The sequence below is a fragment of the Bacillus sp. AR8-1 genome (assembly GCF_008042345.1).
Taxonomy (GTDB): Bacteria; Bacillota; Bacilli; order Bacillales; family Bacillaceae_G; genus Bacillus_A; species Bacillus_A cereus.
In genome coordinates this window covers 238,653-261,446 of the sequence record NZ_QNUB01000017.1, presented here as the reverse complement: position 1 = coordinate 261,446, position 22,794 = coordinate 238,653, and the positions used below count along the sequence as shown (strand labels likewise).

Genomic DNA, 22,794 nt, shown 5'->3' with positions numbered 1-22,794 from the left:
ACAGGGTGATACCTCTTTTATTATTTTATGGAAAATAAACCTTTATCCCGCATTAACGGGCAGTAAGACCCCCACCTCGAAATTCAGCAAAGACGAGGAAGTTAGGTGGGGAATCAACTGCCCGTAAAAGCCCGATTGGTGAGGGCTGATAATCAGTGGGGGATGAACCTCCCCAATGATTAAAGTTTCACTTTATATGTAATATTTAAATATTACATTCAAAAACATTTTACTTTATAATTAAATATACAAATATAAAAGAGGTGATTTTACAAATGCAACCCGCTACACAGCTTTCTAATGAACAAAAACACTCGATGTCATGGGGACAATTTATTAGCTCTGTTTTATTCGCCTTTTTTGGAACTGGACTTATTACTGTGTTCCTCGCAATGCCATTAACAATTTATACAGCAGGTCTTACAGATAAAAAACAAGTTGCCCTGTATGAATCTATTGCAAATACTGCAAGTACCATATTACAACTAGCTGTATTGTTATTCTTCATTTTTAAATTCGAACCCGCAAAAAAATTACTACTAAAATCTTTTAACTTTAAAACACTGAAAGAATGGCGCACATACGTATACTTACTTCTTTTCTTCGTTATCAACATCCTACTCAATTACATCTTGTTAAATTATGTGTTCCAAGACGCAACAAAGCAGCAATCTTCCGCACTAAGCTTAGACGTCTTTAAGCAATATCAAATATTATTACTTCTCAGCTTTGCAATATTCACACCCATTTTTGAAGAACTTATTTTCCGTGGTTTTATACTTCGCTTCTTCTCAGAACGCTTTCCATTTTGGATTGCAGCCATCGTAACAAGTTTCTTCTTCGGTATCGCTCATACATACTCACTTGGGGTAATGGTAATTACTTTCTTTATGGGATTATTAATGGCCATTTTATGTAAAAAAACAAAGTCCATTATTCCAGCTATGTTATTTCATATTATGAATAACATGTTGGCATTCTTGAGTTAAAAAGAGGTATCATCGCGATACCTCTCTTTACTCTTTTATCATAACTTCAAACCCTTCTACGGTTACGTTTTTGATAATCCGTATCGTTATTACCCATTTCCTTCAATTTATATATACTCATTAATAATATCCAAAATAAACCTCATGTAGTAAAATATAACTTAATTCACATAAAGGAGTTTACATATGTTCAGTATTATTTGGATGCTTTTCACGCCACTTCTCTTACTATGCGGGATTGCTGGTGGTATTTTTTTAATAGTAACAGGGATTAAATATCGGAAATTACTCGTTGGTTTAATGGGGCTACTTAGCCTATCCTTTGTCACACTACCTTTTGTTCTTTTAAGTGTAGGGATTCATATCGATACAATTTTCCCGATTCCAACTGCTCTTTACTGGACCCTATTTTCTTTAACTGGATTATTAGCAGGGGTAAGTGGAGTACAAGCCAAAATTAAAAGTATACGTAATATGGGATTCATTATTTTTACCATTGGAATATTAGGTGTTATCTTCTGGGAGCTCATGTCTGTAGGTGATTCATTCTATATATAATATTTTTTAGCAACCTACAAATCGGAGGTAATACAGAAGTGTTTGGAATATTAACTTGGATGATTTTAGCTCTTACTTTAATGTTATGCGCATTTATCGTTGGTATTTTTTTAATTATTTATGGTATTAAATATCATAAATCACTCACTATTATAGCTGGTTTAATTAGCATATTACTTATCGTTGTTCCTATCGTTTGTATAGGTTCTGGAATAGATTTAGAGGGGATGGTTCCAATTTCTGGAGCTTTATATTGGTGCTTCTTCTCTTTAGCTGGACTATTAGCTATTATAAGCGGCAGACACATGTCAAGTATTCGTTCTATGGGGATAATTTTGTTTCTAGCAGGGCTGTGCTCCGTAACTGGTTATCATTTTTTATATCTCACTCTTTAAAAAGACAAAAAAGCAGGGAAATTAATTCCCTGCTTTTCTATTTTGTTTATTGCCTGATGGTAAGAAGAACGATAACACCCAAGCAATCCCTGCAAGTATCGTTGCAATTAAGAAGGCATCGTTAATACCGTTAATTGCAGATAGCTTTGAAATTTGTCCATATAATAGTTGTGTGCTCATCGCGTCTCCTGCTTGAGCTGATCCAGCTAAGGCCGCTAAGCTTTGACCCATGCCGTGTACTTTATCAACTAAAATTGGGTTTGATGTTGTTAACATGTTGCCGTAATCTGCTACGTGAGCAGTTGTTTGTTGCGTCATAAGTGTGATTAAAATCGCTGTTCCGATTGAACCAGCTACTTGTCTTGACGTATTTTGCGTTGCTGTACCGTGAGAAATTAATTTCATCGGTAGCGCGTTCATACCAGCTGTCATAATTGGCATCATAATGAATGACATACCAATTGAACGTATAATATAATCCGTCATAATAACGCTATACGGTGTATCCATCGATAATTTTGTAAATTCATATGTCGCATACGTCGTAATTGCCAATCCAATTATCGCTAATGGACGAATGCCATATTTATCGAATAATTTACCCGCTACTGGTCCCATGATCCCCATAATTAATGATCCTGGAAGAAGTAGTAAACCAGATTCAATTGGCGTAAAGCCACGAATGTTTTGCAGATATACTGGAAGCAATAACATACCTCCGAATAATGCCATCGTAACGATTGCGTTAATTACTAAAGTAAAAGTAAATACTGGATATTTAAATACTTGTAAATCAAGCATTTTATTGTCCGTTGTTAACTCTCTCCAAATAAATAACGCTAAACCAATTACACCGATAACAAGTGAAATAATGACTTCTGCACTAGTCCAACTATTATTTCCAGCTTCACTAAATCCGTACAATAAGCTTCCTAGTCCAATACTTGAACTAACCACACCGAATATATCTAATTTCGTTTTAGACACTGGCTGAGCTAGTGTAAAGAATTTTAAAGATAGGAACGTAATAATTAAACCAATAATAAACATCGCATAGAACATTAAGTTCCAGCTATAGTTTTCAATCACCCAACCTGTTACAGTTGGTCCGATAGCTGGCGCTAAAATCATCGCTACACCTAGTAATCCCATCGCCGCTCCGCGTTTATGAGGCGGGAATAACGTCATAAAGATATTCATACCAACCGGCATTAAAATACCCGCACCAACTGCTTGAATTACGCGACCTGTCATCATCATTGTAAAGTTTCCTGAAGTAGCACAAATGATAGATCCTACCGTGAAGAATAACATTGCTGCTACGAATAATTTACGATACGTAAATCGTGAAACTAAAAAGGCACTAATCGGTACTAAAATACCATTTACAAGCATGAAGCCTGTAATTAACCATTGTGCTGTTGAAGTTGATACATTAAATTCATTCATTAACGGAGGTAATGCAACGTTAATGATTGTTTGGTTTAAAATAGAAACGAACATGCCGAGAATTAATACAGCTACAACTGCTTTTACGTTCACATTCTCTACAGGCATAGACATTTGTTTTTTCGGCACTTCTTTTTCTTGTTTTACTTCTTCTTGCTTTCCTGTTTCTAACTCAACTACATTAGAAATTTCCGATTCTTGCTTTCGTTCAATTTCTTTCTCTTCTGTTTCAACTTTACTTACTTCTATTTTACTTACGGCTGGGACTTGTTCTTCTCCCATTTTCGTTTTTTTCTTTCGTAAAAGACGATTTACAAGGAAGAAGACGATTATACAAAATAGTGCATATCCTGCAATTACAATTGAGGACATCTCATCTCCCCCTTACTTATGAATACGAACTGTCACATTCATGCCAGGAACAATATTTACTGATTTGCTATGATCTAAAGAAACTTTAACTGGTACTACTTGTGTTACTTTCGTATAGTTCGCTGTTGCGTTGCTTGATGGCAACATAGAGAATGTATTCGCTGTTGTTAAGCCAACTTGTTCTACTTTTCCTGTTAACGTTGTATCTGGGTATGCATCTACATACACATCTACATCTTGACCTTTTTGAACATCATCAACATCTGTTTCTTCAATGTTTGCTGTTACCCATAAATTGTTCATATCAAATGCATAAGCAATCGGGCTACCTGCTCCAACGAAAGCATTTGTTGTTGCGTTTGATTGTACAACTGTTGCATTTTGTGGAATTGTTACATCTACTGTTTGTTCTCCATTAGCTGCCGCTACAGTAACAGTACCTAATTTATCGTTCTCATTATAATTTTTTCCTACTTCAGCTTTCCAGTCAGTTAGTTTACCTGCTACTGGTGAAGCAACCGGAATTACCTTTCCATCAATCTTTGCATTGTCTGTTTTTAAGTAATTTTCCGTTTGATTGTAATAGTAATAACCGCCAATACCGCCGCCAACTAGTACAATTAATGTGATAATGTTGATAATTACCATTCTTCGAAACTGATTCATTGCATTCCTCTCCTTATATCGCATATAATTTTTTTCTAAACTATTTATGTCCTTATTGTTTAGATTGTTTAATTGTTAATTATATTAACCTTTTAACAAAAAAATCACACCATCTGCAGCGTAAATTGAAATTTATCTACCTGCGAGCGGTGCTGATTTCTGAAGGACTATCGTTTATAATTATAAATAATTATTTTGAATCTACAACCGACAATTTACGTATGAAATGTCGTTTAAACAACAATATAATACCAATATGTTGTTTAAGTACAGAAAATTAAACGAGGGGAAATAAAAATGTCTATTAAAAATACAAATGATCCACGTGTAAAACGGACGAGACAACTCATACAGGATGCTTTTGTCGCTTTAGTAGGCGAAAAAGGTTTTGAAAATGTTACTGTTCAACATATTGCAGAACGCGCTCCTGTAAACCGCGCTACATTTTATAGCCATTACCACGATAAATATGACTTACTAGACAAAAGCATTGAAGAAATGTTAGAAAAGCTAACTGAAGTAATTAAACCGAGAAATAGAAATAAAGAAGATTTCCAATTAACATTTGATTCGCCACATCCAAGTTTTTTGGCCTTGTTCGAACATATTGCAGAAAACACTAACTTCTATAACGTCATGCTTGGTGATAAAGCTGCCGGAAACTATACGTATAAGATGATGAAAGCAATTCAAACGCATTTAACATTAAGCCTCTCTATTTCACAACCTAACGATGAAAAACTAATGGTTCCACGCGATATTCTCATTAGTTATGTTACTGGTGCCCATCTAGGGATGATTATGTCATGGCTTAAAAGAGGAATGATATATACCCCGCATTTTATGGCGATGCAATTAACTCGTTTAATTATTTTAGGCGCTCATACTGCAGCGGGATTAGAACGGCCTTTTTAAAACATAAAAAAGCGAAGGAGAATCTCCTTCGCTTTTTCTATTAATTAAATGTAATGTTATGTACAGCCTCTTTATCAAGACGTTTAATAACTTCTACAATTAACTTCACTGCATTTTCATAATCATCACGATGTAACATTGCCGCATGAGAATGGATATAGCGCGTTGCAATTGTAATTGCCATAGAAGGAATACCATTTACAGCAATGTGAATCGCACCCGCATCCGTTCCTCCGCCCGCTACTGAATCATATTGATACGGGATTTGTAATTCATCAGCAACATCAACTACGAAATCACGTAAACCTGTATGTCCAATAACAGAAGCATCATATAAAATGATTTGTGGTCCATCGCCCATTTTACTTTGCGCTTCTTTTGACGTTACACCCGGTGTATCTCCAGCGATACCAACATCTACTGCGAACGCGATATCTGGTTTAATATAATTCGCAGATGTTTTTGCGCCACGAAGACCAACTTCTTCTTGTACAGTTCCAACGCCGTATACAACGTTTGGATGCTTTTCATCTTTTAGTTGTTTTAATACGTCAATTGCAATTGCACAACCGATTCGGTTATCCCACGCTTTTGCAAGTAACATTTTTTCGTTCTTCATCACTTGGAATTCAAAGTACGGTACAACTTGATCTCCTGGTCGTACGCCCCACTCCATCGCTTCTTCTTGGCTAGAAGCACCGATATCGATGAACATGTCTTTAATTTCAACTGGCTTTTTACGAGCTTCTGGAGGTAAAATGTGCGGTGGTTTTGAACCAATTACACCTGTTACATCTCCTTTACGCGTTACAATCGTCACGCGCTGTGCAAGCATAACTTGTGACCACCAGCCACCAACCGTTTGGAAGCGAAGGAAACCTTTTTCATCGATTTGTGTAATCATAAATCCAACTTCATCTAAATGACCTGCAACCATAATTTTCGGGCCGTTTTCTTCCCCTACTTTTTTCGCAACTAAACTCCCTAAATTATCAGTAGAAAGTTCGTCCGCAAACGGCTCGATATATTTCTTCATTACTTCACGTGGTTCACGTTCGTTACCAGCAATACCACGTGCATCCGTTAATTCTTTTAGCATTGTCAATGTCGCGTCTAATTTTGTCATTGCCAACACCCTCCTTTTTCTTCAGTCAATTCATTATACAATAATTAAATTGAAATATTCAAAAATTAAATTAGTATCCTTGTGTTTGACGCTGATGATTTACCTCATTTTTATCTAAATATGCTTTTTCAATCTCTTCTTGCTCAAATTCAAGTGCTTGTCCAAGTCGAAGATAGCTCGTAAATAATTCAATATAGTTTGTAATAGATGGTTGATCTGTAAAACGAATTACTTTCGCATATGTGTCTAAGAAAATTTCCACTTGTGTTTTATTCGTTTGTGCACATTTATAGAATAAGAAGTTTTTATCAATACCTAAATCAATTCCGATTGATAAAATAAAATGCAAACCATCTACGTATTCTTCTAATATTACTTCACGTTCCGAAGCTGGTTTGTTGCTCCAATATTTAAAACAACGTGTTTCATTTGCAAGTTCACCAATTTCTACAAGAAGAGCTAACATTTTTTCTTTTAACAATTTTTTCGGTTGTAAGTCATGTTCTTTTGCAATACGGTCATCTAATTCTTTTTGTAATTTAAATAGTTGTAGTAAGTCCATTCTATTGTCCTCCTCCAACATCGCATTTTACGCAACAATGTTGTTTCATCTCAAAGTTCATTATTATGTTTCAGTTCTTATGAATAAGTCAGCTATCTACCTCTTTATAAAATAGCTTGTCCTTAATTTGCAAATACGTTTCAGTCATCACTCTTAAATTGTTCATCTGATGAAAGTTCCATATCATCTTTCCATTATAGCAGTGTCGTTTCGGCTAGGAAAGATACTCTTCTTTCCAAACGTGCATAATTAAAAAAAGCCAGGAGGATTCTCCTGACTTCATATGTATATTCTTCTATATCGCTATAGTTTTTACGTTGATTTTGTCATATCGATAACAACACATCCGTTAATCTTTAGAACTTCAAACTTCTCTCTGAACACAAACAAAAAACCTTAGAAGAAAATTCTTCTAAGGTTTCAACTAATTAATTAGTTAATGTTGTTTTTTGCAACTGTTGCTAATTCAGCGAAAGCTTTTTCGTCATGAACAGCTAAGTCAGCAAGCATCTTGCGGTTAACTTCGATGCCAGCATTTTTAAGACCGTGCATTAAGCGGCTGTAAGAAAGACCATTCATACGAGCTGCTGCGTTGATACGTGTAATCCATAATTTACGGAAGTCACGTTTCTTTTGACGGCGGTCACGGAATGCATACATTAGAGATTTCATAACCTGTTGGTTAGCAACCTTGAATAATGTATTTTTTGAACCGTAGTAACCTTTTGCTAATTTAATTACTTTTTTACGACGTTGACGAGTAACTGTACCACCTTTTACTCTTGGCATAATATTACCTCCTAATTGTTCTATATATCAGCCGAACTTATTTTAAGTTGTCAAGCATTTGACGAATGCGTTTGAAGTCACCAGCGCTTACTACACCAGCTTTACGTAGTTTACGTTTAGCTTTTGTAGATTTGTTAGCGAATAAATGGCTTGTGTAAGCGTGAGAACGTTTCAGTTTACCTGATCCAGTCTTTTTGAAACGCTTTGCAGCGCCGCGATGAGTTTTTTGTTTAGGCATAGGTATTTCCTCCTCTATCTATTACTTATCGTTTTTCGGTGCTAAAACTAAGAACATACTGCGTCCTTCCATTTTAGGCTTAGATTCAACTGTACTAACTTCAGCACAAGCTTCTGAGAAGCGATCTAAAACACGTTGACCGATTTCTTTATGAGTAATGGCACGTCCTTTAAAGCGAATTGACGCTTTAACCTTGTCGCCTTTCTCTAAAAACTTGATAGCATTACGAAGTTTTGTGTTAAAGTCGTGTTCATCAATTGTTGGACTTAAACGAACTTCTTTCATGCTAATTACTTTTTGATTTTTGCGCTGCTCTTTTTCTTTCTTCTGTTGCTCAAAGCGGAATTTACCGTAGTCCATAATGCGGCATACTGGCGGTTTCGCATTTGGAGCAACTAATACTAAATCAAGATTAAGATTTGCAGCTAAGTCTAAAGCGTCATTACGAGACTTGATTCCAAGTTGATCGCCATTTGCGCCAACTAAACGTACTTCACGTGCACGAATTTGCTCGTTAATCATCATATCCTTGCTAATAGTAAGCCACCTCCAAGGTTTTCTCAGAACATATTTTGTAGTCATAGAACCCGACAAAAAAAGTGCGGGCATACGACACCCACACTTGTAAAATCTTAAGTAAGAAATACATTTACCTGCTAACTGCGAATGCGTCCATCAGGTGAGAAGCGGGTGCTTCTACTTGTTCCACAAAACAATATTCTATTATCCTTGATGAGTTTATCATAGGACATGACGTCTGTCAAGAAGACGCGATGTGTTTTACTAACAACAAGAAATATTGTAACAAACAACTAACATACTTGCAATACTTTTTTATGATAAGTGTTACATGGTTATTTTTTCTAGTTTTTCTCTTTTATATTACAAAGAAAAGCCGCGGTATACCGCGGCTTTTTCTTATCGTTTTCCTTCTACTTTAATCATGTCAACAAAAGCATCTAATGCGATTGTTTCTGATTTTTGTTCACCATATTTACGTACGTTTACGCCGTTTTCAGTTACTTCATTGTCACCTACTACAAGCATGTACGGAATTTTTTGCATTTGTGCTTCACGGATTTTGTAACCGATCTTCTCTTCACGAGTGTCTAATTCAACACGGATACCAGCACGACGCAATTGGTCTTGTACTTTCTTCGCATAGTCTAAATGTACTTGCGGAGAAACTGGAATTACTTGTACTTGAACTGGAGCTAACCAAGTTGGGAATGCACCTTTGTATTCTTCAATTAAGAAGGCTACGAAGCGTTCCATAGTTGATACAACACCACGGTGAATTACAACTGGACGATGTTGCTTACCGTCTTCGCCAACATAAGTTAATTCAAAGCGTTCTGGAAGTAAGAAGTCTAATTGTACAGTTGAAAGTGTTTCGTCTTTTCCAAGAGCAGTACGAACTTGAACATCAAGTTTTGGACCGTAGAATGCCGCTTCACCTTCAGCTTCATAGTAATCAAGACCCATTTCATCCATAGCTTCTTTTAACATACCTTGTGCTTTTTCCCACATCTCATCATCCGCATAATACTTTTTAGTATCTGCTGGATCACGATAAGATAGACGGAATGAGTAGTTCTCTAAACCGAAATCTTTGTACACTTCTAGAGTTAAGTTTACAACACGTTTTAACTCTTCTTTAATTTGATCTGGACGAACGAAAATGTGCGCATCGTTTAAAGTCATTCCGCGTACACGTTGTAATCCAGATAACGCACCTGACATTTCATAACGGTGCATTGTTCCAAGTTCCGCAATACGGATTGGTAATTCACGGTAGCTGTGAATATCATTTTTATAAACCATCATATGGTGAGGACAGTTCATTGGACGAAGAACTAATTCTTCATTATCCATTTCCATTGATGGGAACATGCCATCACGGTAGTGATTCCAGTGACCAGAAGTTTCATATAACTCTCTACTTCCTAATACTGGAGTGTATACGTGATCATAGCCTAAGCTTGCTTCTTTATCAACGATGTAACGCTCGATAATACGACGAATTGTTGCACCCTTTGGTAACCAAAGTGGTAAACCTTGTCCTACTTTTTGGCTATTAGTAAATAGTTTTAATTCTTTACCTAATTTACGGTGATCGCGCTCTTTCGCTTCTTCAAGCATACGTAAGTGCTCATCTAATTCTGCTTTCTTAACGAATGCAGTACCGTAAATACGTTGTAACATTTTATTATTGCTATCGCCGCGCCAGTAAGCACCTGCAACGCTTAATAATTTAAACACTTTAATTTTCCCTGTAGATGGAAGGTGAACACCACGGCAAAGGTCGAAGAATTCGCCTTGCTCATAGATTGAAATAACTGCATCCTCTGGAAGATCGTTAATTAAATCTAATTTTAACTCATCACCAATTTCTTCAAAGCGACGAAGTGCTTCTGCACGTGGTACTTCATGACGAACGATTTCTAAGTTTTCGTTCACGATTTTTTGCATTTCTTTTTCGATTTTCTTGAAGTCTTCAACTGTAATTGCTTCTTCCATATCGATATCGTAATAGAAGCCATTTTCAATTACTGGACCAATGCCAAGCTCAAGCTTAACATCTTTATATAAACGTTTTAACGCTTGTGCTAAAAGGTGGGCTGTTGAATGGCGTAAAATATATAAGCCATCTTCAGAATCTAATGTAATAATAGAAACTGCACCATCTTCTTCGATTGGTGTAACAAGATCGATCATCTCATCGTTTAATTTTCCAGCTACAGCTTTTTTCTTTAAGCCTGGGCTAATAGAAGCTGCGATTTCTTCAGTTGTTACGCCTTTTGGAAACTCCTTCACAGCTCCATCAGGGAAAGTAATTTTAACTACATCTGCCATCACTGGTCACTCCTCTTTTTCTCAAAATAAAAAACACTCATCCCGTAAAAAGGGACGAGTGTTGAATTCGTGGTTCCACCCTTGTTCCAATTAACATAATTGTTAATTGCTCAAGTTCAACATAACGGTGTTGTCCGTTAGCAATTACTAGAAAAACCGTTCACTGCTAAAGTTTAGAGGTGGTAAGTAATAATCCCGTACTAGGAAGCTCACACCCTAAGGCTTCCCTCTCTGAAAATCGTAGAAAACTACTCATGTCCTCATCATGACATTTCGATATATTTCATTTATGTAGGTAATTATATGCTCAAAAACTTAGAAAATCAAGGGCGTTACCTTTATTTTTTAAATTTTTCACATTGCGCTCAAAATCATGTAATCCATGTAATTGGACCCGTTCTTGAAACACATTTCGCAAAGTAATAATCATATTATGGTCTTGTTCTTTCGTATATAAATAAATCTTTTTGGGCGAAATAGAAAGAAGCGGCGCAATTACTTTCGTATCAATATATACATCATTTTGCTTTAATAATTCCTCATCTATATATTGGACCAACTTCTCCTGTTTTAAACGTCTTCCTTTATCATCATAAAAGATAAAGCTTTCATCAAAAATAAGATGCACGCAGGACAAGCGTGATTTACGGCTACTTACTTGTTGCCGAAGCGTCTCAATGAACATTTGGTATTCTTGCTCCATCTTATATTCATCAATTGCCACTTCCGCAAGTTTAGCCACCATTTCCCTATATGTACGAAGACGAAAACGGATATATGATGAAAACGAGAATGAGAGCGGATCACAAAGCCAATTATTTAAAGAAGACTTAATATATGACTCAAATGCGTTACGCGTTAAATCCTGAGCTACCCCTTTTCTTCTTCCCTTTAAAATCTCATGTGCCATGTGCAATATTTGATGACACTCTTCTTGTTCTTCATAAAAAAACTTTTCTTTTAAGATCGTATAAATCCACTCATTTTGTTTCACATTCACAATAAAATACACCATTACCGGCAATAAGATCTTTTCAATATAATTTGATTCACGTACTGGTATGTGAATCACCACTTTTTGTTCCTGTAAATACACACTCGTTTCCTTATATAATACTTCCGCTCTTTTCAGCAATTGTCTATATACGTGCATAGCATCATTTTTTTCTTCGAAGCAAATTTCAATCACTTTTGTCCCCCCTTTTATCCCTGCTCTAAAGGACTGTATCTATACGTTACAAATCCTATAAGAGTCCGTCCCGCGTGAATTTCACTCTTAGTAGAATTACATTTCCTGTCGTTAGAAAATCCACTCAATATGGCTTGCTAATTTTATATATATTAAGGGAGGGAGAAAAAAATGATACAAGCTACTATGAATTTTTTTATTGTATACTTTACTTATTACTAAAGGGAGGTATCTGAATGTTTGAATATAAATTCGTAAAAGTCGAATTTCATTGGGGGCTCACTCGCTCAAAACTAGCTGAAGACTACCAAGAAATTATTCAAGAACATGCTAGAGATGACTGGAGGTTCGTACAGATTGTTGCCCCTACGATTGGCAGTTCTGGACAACCTGAATATTTCGATCTCATATTTGAAAAGAAAATATCACTATAATACAAAAGAGCAAGCTTCTCAGCTTGCTCTTTTACTTATGACGACGGTTTTTCCCACCAATTGGAATTGGTTTGGCTAAATATTTAATTCGTTCCATAATACGTGCTGCCTTCATTTCTTCAGCCTCACCACGTTGTGTATACGTTAAATGATGTTCCAATTGTTTAAAATCAAAATTAGACGTAAAGAACGTCGGTAAGTTTTCTAACATACGGAATTGCAAGATTGCACCAAGCACATCGTCACGCACAAAGCTCGACATCGCTTCTGCCCCGATATCATCTAACATTAAAACTTGTACGCGTTTAACCGCATCAATCTTTTCGCCAATCGAATTATCTTGAATCGAACTTTTAATTTCACGTAAAAATTCCGGGAAGTATACGAGCATCGAACTTATTTTCTTTCGAGCAAGCTCGTTCGCAATTGCTCCTAAAAGGTACGTTTTTCCTACACCAAATTTACCGTACAAATATAAACCTTGTGCTTTTTTACCTGGTTCATATGTACTTAAAAATTCATTCGCTGCGCCAATTGCATCGATACGTGCATTTAAATCAGAAGGGTCTAAGTTTTCCATAGTTGCCTGTAAAATATCCGTTGGCATATATACACTTTGAACGAGTTTTTCATATTTCTTTCTCTCGTCATATGCTACTTTTCTAACGCAGCGATCGTATTGAATATCAATCATTTTCCCTTGAATAACAAGCTTTGGCTCATACCCTTGCAGCATATTTTTACATGCACCTAAATCCGGGCAATCTACGCAACCTACACTTTGTCCAATATATTCATATAACTTCACAAGACTGCGCTCAATCATAGAAGTCGTTACTTCACCTTTATGTTCGTCAATAAATTCTTTTACACGCGGGTGCGCCATTACTTCTGCCCTTAATACTTCATATCTATTTTTAAAGTTTTCATTTTCCATTAATTTTGTAAATGAATTTTGAATATGCTCCATTTTCTCACCTCAAAGAGCGTTCATTCTCTTCTATTAATCACGCTTATATTTTTTTAACACTTCTTCTAATCGTTTTCGTTCATCTTCTAGCGTACTTGCATCTTTTTCTACACTTACATCTTTCTTCGCCGTTTCTTTCTCTTGTTCTTTCGGCTCTTCTTCCTTAAGCCAATCTGGCACCATTTCTTTTCGTACCGTTTTCTTCGCCGTACGGCCTTTTTTCTTCGTCTCAGCCCACTCTTGATATTGACGGTTCTCTTCTTTCGCTAACGCCATCGCGTCCGCTACTGTACCGACCTTTTTACGTGCCCAATGCCCAGCAATCTTCTCGACATACGTTTTCGCAAGTTTCATATCTGAGCGTAGCATAACGTAATAAATAAGTACATTCACAACTCCTGGTGTCAATTTTTGATTAATCATGACATCTTCAACGATTTGCAAGTCCGCTTTCGTTGCCTCTGCACCACCAGAAATCTCTTTCAATAGTTGTTTTGGCGAGATTTCCTCTAGCTGCTTTATTAACATCTCCTCTTGTGATGAAGGCTCTTTCTCTTTCATCGTACGTGCAGCATGAGGCTGTACTCTTTCACTTAGTACCGGTAATGCTTGACCATTTTCAAATTGATACCAATCGCGCGCTCCTTTTCTAAGCCTTTCCATATCAATTGTTTGTATCTCTGTCACCGCACCAAGAACGATATTTTGCATCGATAACACATCTACACCATACACGTAAGCAAGTGTTATAACGCAGTCTCTTACTTGATCTGTAATCGCCTTTTTAGGAACAAGAGCGGACAATCCATCTACAAATAAAGAGAAATCAAAGAAATCATTCCAAACTTTCGGAGCGTCTCCCTTCTCGTTACTTGGCATAGTTGTCGTTTTTGGAATACGAAGGTCTTCTTGCGCATGCTCAAGCTGTCCTGGATTAAACGAACCAAACACATCATTGAAAGAGCGCGTAACATTTTCATAAGAAGCAAAATCAAATTCTTCTTCTAAGAAATATTGCTTTACTTGATTATATTTTGTCCGACTCAATCGATTGTATAAAAAGATACTTAAAACAATATCATCAAAAAACTGCTTCGGAGATAAAGGTGGTTGCAACTCATATATGAACATTCGAATATCTTTTTCTTTCTTAATATATACCTTCAAAAGCCCAATTGCCTCTAACTTTACTCGTTCCTCATATATTTCAGGAAGTTGCATTTGCATAGTCACCATAAGGGAATGATGTGTATTCTCTTTTCCAAATACACGATCTTGCTCTAGCTCCCCCCATAGTGTCATGTATAAGCTAAAAGCTCTACTACCTATTAACGGCTGATACAACATCGTTAATACTTTTCGGTCGTAATTATGCAGTAGCCCTTTCGCACTTACTTTATAACGATCAATCGGCAATAGCTCCATCCATGACTGTTTTTCCATTCTTGCTTTTCCTTTCTCTCATCCAATCTATCCTCTACTTCATTCCTTCTATCTTCATTATATAAATTCTTAGTGAAAAAGAGCTATTAGCTTTCGCTTCTAGCTCTCTTATCCTATTACTTACGGTATGTAAAGAGAATAAAATACAACTTCTACTCTCTTTCTTTTTGCAGTATATCTTTTAATTCTTCAATAAATACATTTAAATCTTTAAATTGACGATATACAGAAGCAAAACGTACATAAGCAACATCATCAATATCGCGAAGTTCTTCCATAACAATTTCACCAATCATATCACTTTTCACTTCTGATATACCTAAATTACGCAGTTCACGTTCCACGCTTTGTGTTACTTCTTCTAATTGTCTTAAAGATACTGGTCTTTTTTCACACGCTTTAATTAAACCGCGTAAAATCTTTTCTTTATTAAACTCTTCTCGTGTGCCTTCTTTTTTAACAACGATAAGAGGTGACTCTTCTACCCTTTCAAAGGTCGTAAAGCGACTTAAACAACTTTCACACTCTCTTCTTCTTCGAATAGAGCGCCCCTCGTCTACCGGACGCGAATCTAACACTCTTGTACCATTATGAGAACAGGATGGACAACGCAATTCATTCACTCCTTTACACTATACTCTTTATTTTTCTCTACTCAATTCACCTAAAATATATATACAATATTATATAACTCATTCTAACTCTCTTACCACTTTAAGTTTCAGCGCATCACTTTATCATCTCATACTTAAAAATAAGATGGTATATAGGGCACTACCTCATTTGCAAGAGTCCAATGTATTCAACTAACGAGTACGTTATATTTTTCCTTTTTTATAAACTAAAAAAGAGGTGCATTATACACCTCTTTACATTTTAAATCAATTATGTTCTTTTTTAAAGAGCTTTTGTTTCTCTCTGCTTAATTTCGAAGCTACCAGTGCCTCGAGGAAGCTCGATGCTCTCACGCGTTTTCGCGTTTAAACCTTCTGCAATATATTCTGCAGCAACATTTGGATCAATACGATCCCCACAAGTATAAACATCAATACTTGCGTAACCGTGCTCCGGAAAGCTATGAATTGTTAAATGTGATTCTGAGATAATTACTACTCCACTTACACCTTGTGGTGCAAATTTATGGAAAGCAACCTCACGCACTTCAGCACCAGCTCTTAGTGCTGCATCCACAAATAATTGTTCAATATACGGCATGTCATTAAGCTTGTCGAAATCGCAATCCCAAAGTTCAGCGATCACGTGACGACCCATCGTATCCATAGTATCCATTCTACAGTTCCCCCTTGTAAATTTATTCTAACTGTTCGAATTGAAAACTAATTTGCAATTTGGCTTGCTCCACTACCACGGGGGAAAGTTAGTCCAGAGAGGTCCTAACCCTTTAAGTAGTGACTACGTACCTCAGCTCTTAAGTTTACGAGTGTTAGTATACTTTGTTTATTTTCATTTTGCAACAACAGTTTTTTCGATTTTCTGTCATATTTTCCTCTTTACTTTTCCCTAAAAAAAATAAACGATTCACAAATGCAGTAATCACAACGTTTCGTGGTATGTCCACTTTTTAAAATATACTTATATAATTTTTTTCCTTTTCAGAAAAAAATAAAAAAAGAGGGCAAATATTGCCTTGCCCTCTCCTCCCTTATTCACTTAAATGTGTTGCACATTTTCTTGTTTCGCTAACTCTTCAACAACTAACGTTACAAGATCTACAACACGACGAGAGTAGCCCCACTCGTTATCATACCAAGCAAGTACTTTCACTTTACGATCACCCATTACCATTGTAGATAAACCATCGATAATAGCTGAATGTGTATTTGTATTAAAGTCGATAGATACTAAAGGCTCTTCGCTGAATTCTACAATACCTTTTAACGCACCGTTTGCAACAGTTTTGAATGCATCATTAATAGCTTCAACTGTCACATCGCGTTTTACATCTACTACTAAGTCAACAAGAGACACGTTTGGTGTTGGTACACGAAGTGCCATACCATGAAGTTTTCCGTTTAAGTGCGGAAGAACTTTTGCTAGCGCTTTCGCAGCACCTGTCGTTGTCGGAATGATTGATTGTCCGCAAGCACGTGCTCTTCTTAAATCTTTATGTGGGTTATCAATATTTTTTTGGTCATTTGTATAAGCGTGAACTGTCGTCATTAAACCGTTTTCAATTCCAAACTGCTCATCTAACACCTTCACAACAGGCGCTAAACAGTTTGTTGTACAAGATGCATTTGAAATAACAGTATGTTTTGTAATATCTAATTGGTCTTCGTTCACACCAACTACAATTGTTACATCTTCATTTTTACCAGGCGCTGTTAAAATAACTTTTTTCGCTCCAGCTTCAACGTGAAGAATTGCTTTTTCTTTTGAATTAAATTTACCAGTTGCTTCAATTACAACTTCAACACCTAAATCTGTCCAAGGCAATTCCTTTGGATCGCGGTTGTTTAAAAGGCGAATCATTTTTCCATCAACTAATAAGTGATCTTCAAATGCTTCTACTGTTCCGTCAAACTTGCCATGAACTGTATCATATTTAATTAAGTGTGCTAACGTTTCAGATGGATAGCTTGCATTGATTGCTACAATTTCGAATGCGCTTTCTTTTATTGCTTGACGAAATACCATTCTCCCAATACGTCCAAATCCATTAATTGCCACACGAGTCATAATATGTTATCCCCCTTGAATGCGTTATACTATTTATCTCCAATCCCAATAATAGTATAACACAAAAAGGAGATATGTCACTAAGCATTTTCATTAATTTCACAATTTTTTAGTCAATAATGTTCCACTTCTTTAAAATTACCTGCAATTGTGTTTTCGTTCCCATAATTGTGCCATCATTATTTATCACTTCATCTGCATTTTTCACTTTTTCTTCTAACGGCATTTGAGATTGAATACGAGCTGTTGCTTCTTCTTCTGAAAAGTTATTTCGTTTCATTAAACGTTCTAATTGCGTATGCGGCTTAACCGCTACAACTAAAATGCGGTCAACGAGACTTGTTAATTTGCTTTCAAATAAGAGAGGAATATCTAACACAACCGCTTGCATACCTTCTTTTATGTACATTTCCTTTTTCCTATTCATTTCCTCACGCACTGCAGGATGCACAATTTTATTTAACTGCAATCGTTTTTCTTCATTATAGAAAATGATGCTTCCCAATCTTGGACGATCTAGTTCCCCATCTTGTTGTAACACTTCCGCTCCAAACACTTCTACTATTTTGTTATATGCTGGTTTTCCTTGTTCTACAACTTCTCTTGCAATAACATCTGCATCAATAACTGGTATACTTAGCTCACGAAACATTTCTGATACCGTACTTTTTCCGCTTGCAATGCCTCCCGTTAATCCAATTACTACTGTCATAATAATCCTCCTCATAATAAAAGGCGCGAAACCAATGTTCCACGCCCATACTTACATTTTCCAAATTCCAATTATAATGAGTAATACCCCAGGCAGGAATGTAAATTTTTGTAACCACTTCATATTCGATAAAACCGTTCCAAGTTTCATTCCAATAAATAAAAACAAAGAACTCATAATTGCAACTAATATCGCCATCATAGCAGGTGCATACCCTAATAAAGATGCACCAATTCCGGCACCAAATGAGTCTACAGAAAGAGCGATACCAAGAAGCAATGCCTCTCCTGCAGAAATGGTGCCTGATTTATCAAAATCTGCTACAGTCGGTTTCCGTAAAATTTGAATCACTAGCCCTAGCGAGGCAATCTCTAATTTCCAGACCTTCTCCTCTTGCTTCGGTTCTTCTTTTTTCTCACTTCGAAAAAATTGATACAATACCCAAATCCCTATTCCAATAAGAACAAGCCCACCGATACGCGTTGCGATAACAGGTGAAAATACTTTCGCGATCATATGTCCAATTCCCATTGAAACAAGCATAACAGCCGCTGAACACATTCCGATAATTATAATTGATCTTAGTGGAATTCTTACGCTTCTTAAACCATATGTTAGCCCTACACTACAGCTATCTAAGCTTAATGTAAAAGCTAATAAAATAAGAGATAAATAAAGGTACATCGGTAAGCTCCTCCCTTATACATAGCTCTGCTGTATGTATATGACAAATGCCTATCCGATGTTATCTCTTTTCTATATTCTCGGCTGACAAATTGGGCAGTAATGCGTTCCTCTTCCGCCAACAACTGTTTTTTCTAATATCGTACCGCAAGTTACACACGGTTCTCCTTTTTTTCCGTATACATTTAGGAGTTCTTGGAACGAACCAATTTGCCCTTGTGAGTTGATATACGTTCGAATTGTACTTCCGCCACGCTTCACTGCTTCGCCTAGCGTTGTAACGGTAGCCTCATAAATTCGCTCAATTTCTTCTATTGTCAAAGACGAAGCTTCTCGTTCCGGATGAATTTGAGAACGGAATAAAACTTCATCTACATATATATTTCCAAGCCCTACTAAAAGACGCTGGTCCAATAGCACAACTTTTATTTTACGATTTGTCTTTTGCAATCTTTCTTGTAAATACTGTGGTGTCAATTCAGCATCAAACGGCTCCGGACCTAAGTCAGCAAGAGGCATTTGGTTCATCTCTTCACCTTTCTTAAAGAGATGCATCGTACCAAACTTTCTCACATCTTTATAATGTAATTCAGTTCCATCTGTAAATAAGAAACGGACGTGCGTATGTTTATCAATCGGCTCATCCTCTTGATGTAGTAAAAACTTACCTTCCATACGCAAATGTGAAACAATAACATAATTTGTTACATATAGAAGCAAAAACTTTCCTCTTCGCTTTATATTTTCAATCTTCTCGCCTTTTAGCATTTCTTTAAAGATTTCTGCATCATCCGGTCGTTTCACTATTTTTGGATAAGTAACAATAACATCTTCAATCGTTTTTCCTGTCACAAGATTTTCAAGTGTCCGTCTGACGTTTTCAACCTCTGGTAATTCAGGCATTTCATCACTTCCTTATTTTGCGTCGTACCAAGTTGGACCGTAAGAATAATCAACTTTCAGCGGAACTGCGAGTTCAATTGCATGCTCCATTACTTCAGGTACAAGCTGCTCTAATTTTTCAATTTCTTCTTTTGGTGCTTCAAATATTAATTCATCGTGTACTTGCAGAAGAAGACGCGCTTGTAATCCTTCTTCTTCTAAACGATCTGCCATAATAATCATCGCTTTTTTAATTATATCTGCTGCAGTACCTTGAATTGGTGTATTCATCGCTGTACGCTCAGCGAAGCTACGTAAATTGAAATTACGACTCGTAATTTCTGGAATATAACGGCGACGATTTAATAATGTAGCCACATATCCTTTTTGTTTCGCATCTTTTACGATGTCCTCCATGTATTCTTGTACACCAGGGAAACTTTCTAAATACTTTTCAATAAATTCCGCTGCTGCTTTTCTTGTAATTCCTAAGTTTTGTGAAAGACCATAATCACTAATACCATACACAATTCCGAAGTTAACAGCTTTCGCTTGTCGTCTCATATTTGAAGTTACTTCATCTTTTTCAACGCCAAATACATCCATAGCTGTTTTCGTATGAATATCCATGTCATGCTGGAATGCTTCAACTAGCCCTTTATCATTTGCAATATGAGCTAATACACGAAGTTCGATTTGTGAATAATCAGCCGCATACATAATCCAACCTTCTTCTGATGGAACAAATGCCTGACGAATCTTTCTTCCTTCTTCTAATCGAATCGGGATATTTTGCAAGTTCGGATCCGTTGAACTTAATCGACCTGTTTGCGTTAACACTTGATTAAAGCGAGTATGAATTTTAGATGAATCTTCATGTACAACTTTCAGTAAACCTTCAATATAAGTTGAATTTAGCTTCCCTAATTGACGATAATGTAAAATGTTTGGAATAATTTCATGGCGATCCATAAGCTTGTCTAATACATCAGCTGACGTAGAATAACCTGTTTTCGTCTTTTTAATAACCGGTAAGTTTAAGTTCTCAAACAGAATTACACCAAGCTGCTTCGGTGAATTAATATTAAATTCTGTTCCCGCAAGCTTATAAATTTCCTGTTCCATTTCCTTTAATCTACCTGCGAGTTCTTCTCCCATATTACGAAGACGCTCCGTATCAACTTTTACACCTTTTACTTCCATATCAGCTAATACACGCGCAAGTGGCAATTCTAACTCTGTAAACAGTTCATATTGCTCATTCTTCTTTAACTCTTCAACGAATGTTTGCTTTACATCATATAATACATGCACTTTACGAGCCACATGCTCCGCTACTACTTCTAACTCTGGAACAGCACGCTTCGCACCTTTTCCGTAAACTTCTTCATCTGATTTCACAGCATGCGTTTCTTTCATTTTCGCTACAGTACGGAAATCTTTATCTGTATCAGCCGGGTCAAGTAAATAAGCAGCGATTAATAGATCAAAGTCAATCCCTTGCATATCTATCCCATTCCATTTCAGTGCAACGATTGCTCGCTTCGCATCAAATGTATGCTTTCTCATTTCTCCATTTGCAAGCCATGCTTTAAATGCATCCGATGCAAGAGCAATATCCTTCTGAATAAAGTAGCAACCATTTTCATTTTGAATACCAAAGCCTTGAATGTCCGCCTTATGATAATTATCTTCTTGCACTTCAACAATAAGTGCACTATCTTGCTGAAGCATTTCTTCTGTAACTTCTTCCACAATATCAAATGTAATATCATCTAATTCAGCTGGAGCTGTTTCTTCTGGCGTAACGCCTAATTTATTTAAAAGAGATGTAAATCCTAAACTCTCAAACATTGGAATCACATCACTTGCTTCATATCCTTTATACGCCATATCATCCACATGAACTGTAATCGGTGCATCTGTAATAATAGTCGCAAGATCTTTACTCATAAGAGCTTGTTCTTTATTTTCTTCTAGTTTTTCTTTTAATTTCTTCCCGCTTACTTGATCTAGATTTTCATACACTTCTTCAACCGTTCCAAACTGTGTTAACAATTTAATCGCCGTTTTTTCACCAACTCCTGGTACACCCGGAATATTATCTGATTGGTCTCCCATTAAACCTTTCATATCGATAATTTGCTTTGGTGATAAGTTATATTTTTCAAATAAAGCTTCTTTCGTATATTCATCTACTTCCGTAATCCCTTTTCGCGGAATACATACAAGCGTGTTATCAGAAACAAGTTGAAGTAAATCTTTATCTCCTGAAATAACTTTTACACTTGCTCCTTGTTCACTCGCTTCTTTTGCTAGCGTTCCCATAATATCATCCGCTTCATAATTTTCTAATTCATAACGCGGTACGTTGAATGCATCCAGCATCTCACGAATAAACGGGAACTGCTCTGATAATTCAGGTGGAGTCTTTTGACGTCCTCCTTTATACTCACTATACGTTTTATGACGGAAGGTTGTTTTGCCTGCATCAAACGCCACTAACATATGAGTTGGCTTTTCTTCCTCTAATATTCTCATTAACATCATTGTAAAACCGTAAATTGCGTTCGTATGTATACCTTTGTCGTTATTTAAAAGCGGTAGTGCAAAGAAAGCACGATACGCGATATTATTACCATCTACTAATACGACCTTTTTTTCCAAAATTGAAACCTCCCCATACAAATTTGAAATGATTTTTTTCACAGAAAAAAACCGTTCCTTTCTTCTCTCTATATTAACATGACTAATAGAGAGAAGAAAAATAACGGTTATTTTCTTTCATATATAAAACAGACTTATATTGGCATAAAGGGAAGTGACGAGAACAGCTTAACTATTCTCGTCCAAAATTACTCCTTG

General features: G+C 36.3%; 23 protein-coding genes and 2 other annotated features. Of the genes, 5 read left to right on the top strand and 18 right to left on the bottom strand.

Annotated features, from left to right (window positions below; genetic code table 11):
* The first annotated feature begins 275 nt into the window (after positions 1 to 275).
* The 3 genes from DN400_RS12610 (at position 276) to DN400_RS12600 (ending at position 1,942) form a co-directional block, all read left to right on the top strand.
* Complete coding sequence (locus DN400_RS12610; RefSeq protein WP_147801698.1) at positions 276 to 989, top strand: CPBP family intramembrane glutamic endopeptidase; 714 nt, start codon at positions 276 to 278, stop codon at positions 987 to 989.
* A gap of 186 nt (positions 990 to 1,175) precedes the next feature.
* Positions 1,176 to 1,547, top strand: coding sequence for a hypothetical protein (locus DN400_RS12605; protein WP_000491395.1), 372 nt, complete (start codon positions 1,176 to 1,178; stop codon positions 1,545 to 1,547).
* Between the two features lie 38 nt (positions 1,548 to 1,585).
* Entirely contained in the window at positions 1,586 to 1,942 is a 357-nt protein-coding gene (locus DN400_RS12600; protein ID WP_065229416.1) for an ammonia permease, read from the top strand.
* Between the two features lie 21 nt (positions 1,943 to 1,963).
* Here the strand turns inward: DN400_RS12600 and DN400_RS12595 are convergent, their stop codons facing one another.
* Complete coding sequence (locus tag DN400_RS12595; protein ID WP_000095294.1) at positions 1,964 to 3,763, bottom strand: DHA2 family efflux MFS transporter permease subunit; 1,800 nt, start codon at positions 3,761 to 3,763, stop codon at positions 1,964 to 1,966.
* Positions 3,764 to 3,775: 12 nt separating this feature from the next.
* Positions 3,776 to 4,429, bottom strand: coding sequence for an HlyD family secretion protein (locus DN400_RS12590; RefSeq protein WP_001071420.1), 654 nt, complete (start codon positions 4,427 to 4,429; stop codon positions 3,776 to 3,778).
* A 297-nt stretch (positions 4,430 to 4,726) separates the two neighbouring features.
* Here DN400_RS12590 and DN400_RS12585 point away from each other — a divergent pair, with 297 nt between their 5' ends.
* Complete coding sequence (locus DN400_RS12585) at positions 4,727 to 5,344, top strand: TetR/AcrR family transcriptional regulator (protein ID WP_000023672.1); 618 nt, start codon at positions 4,727 to 4,729, stop codon at positions 5,342 to 5,344.
* A 40-nt stretch (positions 5,345 to 5,384) separates the two neighbouring features.
* Here the strand turns inward: DN400_RS12585 and DN400_RS12580 are convergent, their stop codons facing one another.
* From DN400_RS12580 to ytxC, 7 genes are all read right to left on the bottom strand, one after another.
* Positions 5,385 to 6,470 carry a M42 family metallopeptidase gene (locus DN400_RS12580; protein WP_000163561.1) on the bottom strand — a complete coding sequence of 362 codons (1,086 nt, stop codon included), beginning with the start codon at positions 6,468 to 6,470 and terminating at the stop codon, positions 5,385 to 5,387.
* A 70-nt stretch (positions 6,471 to 6,540) separates the two neighbouring features.
* Entirely contained in the window at positions 6,541 to 7,032 is a 492-nt protein-coding gene (locus DN400_RS12575; protein WP_000365050.1) for a dUTP diphosphatase, read from the bottom strand.
* Between the two features lie 432 nt (positions 7,033 to 7,464).
* Positions 7,465 to 7,821, bottom strand: coding sequence for a 50S ribosomal protein L20 (gene rplT / locus DN400_RS12570; RefSeq protein ID WP_001138362.1), 357 nt, complete (start codon positions 7,819 to 7,821; stop codon positions 7,465 to 7,467).
* Positions 7,822 to 7,858: 37 nt separating this feature from the next.
* Positions 7,859 to 8,059, bottom strand: a complete 201-nt coding sequence (gene rpmI, locus DN400_RS12565) for a 50S ribosomal protein L35 (RefSeq protein WP_001125945.1) — start codon at positions 8,057 to 8,059, stop codon at positions 7,859 to 7,861.
* A gap of 21 nt (positions 8,060 to 8,080) precedes the next feature.
* Entirely contained in the window at positions 8,081 to 8,584 is a 504-nt protein-coding gene (gene infC / locus DN400_RS12560; protein ID WP_000973215.1) for a translation initiation factor IF-3, read from the bottom strand.
* A 62-nt stretch (positions 8,585 to 8,646) separates the two neighbouring features.
* Positions 8,647 to 8,767: a sequence feature (ribosomal protein L20 leader region), on the bottom strand.
* 210 nt (positions 8,768 to 8,977) lie between these two features.
* Positions 8,978 to 10,915, bottom strand: a complete 1,938-nt coding sequence (gene thrS, locus DN400_RS12555; protein ID WP_065229417.1) for a threonine--tRNA ligase — start codon at positions 10,913 to 10,915, stop codon at positions 8,978 to 8,980.
* 47 nt (positions 10,916 to 10,962) lie between these two features.
* Positions 10,963 to 11,191, bottom strand: a binding site (T-box leader).
* 31 nt (positions 11,192 to 11,222) lie between these two features.
* Complete coding sequence (gene ytxC, locus DN400_RS12550) at positions 11,223 to 12,104, bottom strand: putative sporulation protein YtxC (RefSeq protein ID WP_000569629.1); 882 nt, start codon at positions 12,102 to 12,104, stop codon at positions 11,223 to 11,225.
* A 236-nt stretch (positions 12,105 to 12,340) separates the two neighbouring features.
* Between ytxC and DN400_RS12545 the strand changes: the two genes are divergently transcribed.
* Positions 12,341 to 12,538 (top strand): DUF4177 domain-containing protein, encoded by a 198-nt coding sequence (locus DN400_RS12545; protein ID WP_000464454.1) that lies wholly within the window; start codon positions 12,341 to 12,343, stop codon positions 12,536 to 12,538.
* Positions 12,539 to 12,569: 31 nt separating this feature from the next.
* On the opposite strand, the gene dnaI is transcribed toward DN400_RS12545, so the two are convergent.
* From dnaI to polA, 9 genes are all read right to left on the bottom strand, one after another.
* Complete coding sequence (dnaI, locus tag DN400_RS12540) at positions 12,570 to 13,508, bottom strand: primosomal protein DnaI (RefSeq protein WP_065229419.1); 939 nt, start codon at positions 13,506 to 13,508, stop codon at positions 12,570 to 12,572.
* 33 nt (positions 13,509 to 13,541) lie between these two features.
* On the bottom strand, positions 13,542 to 14,951 hold the full coding sequence (locus DN400_RS12535) for a replication initiation and membrane attachment family protein (protein ID WP_065229420.1): 1,410 nt from the start codon (positions 14,949 to 14,951) through the stop codon (positions 13,542 to 13,544).
* Between the two features lie 152 nt (positions 14,952 to 15,103).
* Positions 15,104 to 15,565, bottom strand: coding sequence for a transcriptional regulator NrdR (gene nrdR, locus DN400_RS12530; RefSeq protein ID WP_001203687.1), 462 nt, complete (start codon positions 15,563 to 15,565; stop codon positions 15,104 to 15,106).
* 283 nt (positions 15,566 to 15,848) lie between these two features.
* Entirely contained in the window at positions 15,849 to 16,232 is a 384-nt protein-coding gene (gene speD, locus DN400_RS12525; RefSeq protein ID WP_002003660.1) for an adenosylmethionine decarboxylase, read from the bottom strand.
* Between the two features lie 390 nt (positions 16,233 to 16,622).
* A complete protein-coding gene (locus tag DN400_RS12520) occupies positions 16,623 to 17,651 on the bottom strand; it encodes a glyceraldehyde-3-phosphate dehydrogenase (protein ID WP_000198974.1) in 1,029 nt (342 codons plus the stop codon).
* A gap of 109 nt (positions 17,652 to 17,760) precedes the next feature.
* Positions 17,761 to 18,363 (bottom strand): dephospho-CoA kinase, encoded by a 603-nt coding sequence (coaE, locus tag DN400_RS12515; protein WP_065229421.1) that lies wholly within the window; start codon positions 18,361 to 18,363, stop codon positions 17,761 to 17,763.
* Positions 18,364 to 18,414: 51 nt separating this feature from the next.
* On the bottom strand, positions 18,415 to 19,047 hold the full coding sequence (ytaF, locus tag DN400_RS12510) for a sporulation membrane protein YtaF (protein ID WP_000281743.1): 633 nt from the start codon (positions 19,045 to 19,047) through the stop codon (positions 18,415 to 18,417).
* A gap of 72 nt (positions 19,048 to 19,119) precedes the next feature.
* Positions 19,120 to 19,950 carry a DNA-formamidopyrimidine glycosylase gene (mutM, locus tag DN400_RS12505; RefSeq protein ID WP_001114474.1) on the bottom strand — a complete coding sequence of 277 codons (831 nt, stop codon included), beginning with the start codon at positions 19,948 to 19,950 and terminating at the stop codon, positions 19,120 to 19,122.
* Between the two features lie 12 nt (positions 19,951 to 19,962).
* Positions 19,963 to 22,596, bottom strand: a complete 2,634-nt coding sequence (polA, locus tag DN400_RS12500) for a DNA polymerase I (RefSeq protein WP_065229422.1) — start codon at positions 22,594 to 22,596, stop codon at positions 19,963 to 19,965.
* Positions 22,597 to 22,794: the final 198 nt, after the last annotated feature.

Bases quoted from the DNA above. Each gene is read 5' to 3' on its own strand.
- DN400_RS12610 (WP_147801698.1), top strand. From the start codon at position 276: ATGCAACCCGCTACACAGCTTTCTAATGAACAAAAACACTCGATGTCA.
- DN400_RS12605 (WP_000491395.1), top strand. From the start codon at position 1,176: ATGTTCAGTATTATTTGGATGCTTTTCACGCCACTTCTCTTACTATGC.
- DN400_RS12595 (WP_000095294.1), bottom strand. From the start codon at position 3,763: ATGTCCTCAATTGTAATTGCAGGATATGCACTATTTTGTATAATCGTC.
- DN400_RS12590 (WP_001071420.1), bottom strand. From the start codon at position 4,429: ATGAATCAGTTTCGAAGAATGGTAATTATCAACATTATCACATTAATT.
- DN400_RS12585 (WP_000023672.1), top strand. From the start codon at position 4,727: ATGTCTATTAAAAATACAAATGATCCACGTGTAAAACGGACGAGACAA.
- DN400_RS12580 (WP_000163561.1), bottom strand. From the start codon at position 6,470: ATGACAAAATTAGACGCGACATTGACAATGCTAAAAGAATTAACGGAT.
- DN400_RS12575 (WP_000365050.1), bottom strand. From the start codon at position 7,032: ATGGACTTACTACAACTATTTAAATTACAAAAAGAATTAGATGACCGT.
- rplT (WP_001138362.1), bottom strand. From the start codon at position 7,821: ATGCCAAGAGTAAAAGGTGGTACAGTTACTCGTCAACGTCGTAAAAAA.
- rpmI (WP_001125945.1), bottom strand. From the start codon at position 8,059: ATGCCTAAACAAAAAACTCATCGCGGCGCTGCAAAGCGTTTCAAAAAG.
- infC (WP_000973215.1), bottom strand. From the start codon at position 8,584: ATGATGATTAACGAGCAAATTCGTGCACGTGAAGTACGTTTAGTTGGC.
- thrS (WP_065229417.1), bottom strand. From the start codon at position 10,915: ATGGCAGATGTAGTTAAAATTACTTTCCCTGATGGAGCTGTGAAGGAG.
- DN400_RS12545 (WP_000464454.1), top strand. From the start codon at position 12,341: ATGTTTGAATATAAATTCGTAAAAGTCGAATTTCATTGGGGGCTCACT.
- dnaI (WP_065229419.1), bottom strand. From the start codon at position 13,508: ATGGAGCATATTCAAAATTCATTTACAAAATTAATGGAAAATGAAAAC.
- DN400_RS12535 (WP_065229420.1), bottom strand. From the start codon at position 14,951: ATGGAAAAACAGTCATGGATGGAGCTATTGCCGATTGATCGTTATAAA.
- speD (WP_002003660.1), bottom strand. From the start codon at position 16,232: ATGGATACGATGGGTCGTCACGTGATCGCTGAACTTTGGGATTGCGAT.
- DN400_RS12520 (WP_000198974.1), bottom strand. From the start codon at position 17,651: ATGACTCGTGTGGCAATTAATGGATTTGGACGTATTGGGAGAATGGTA.
- coaE (WP_065229421.1), bottom strand. From the start codon at position 18,363: ATGACAGTAGTAATTGGATTAACGGGAGGCATTGCAAGCGGAAAAAGT.
- ytaF (WP_000281743.1), bottom strand. From the start codon at position 19,047: ATGTACCTTTATTTATCTCTTATTTTATTAGCTTTTACATTAAGCTTA.
- mutM (WP_001114474.1), bottom strand. From the start codon at position 19,950: ATGCCTGAATTACCAGAGGTTGAAAACGTCAGACGGACACTTGAAAAT.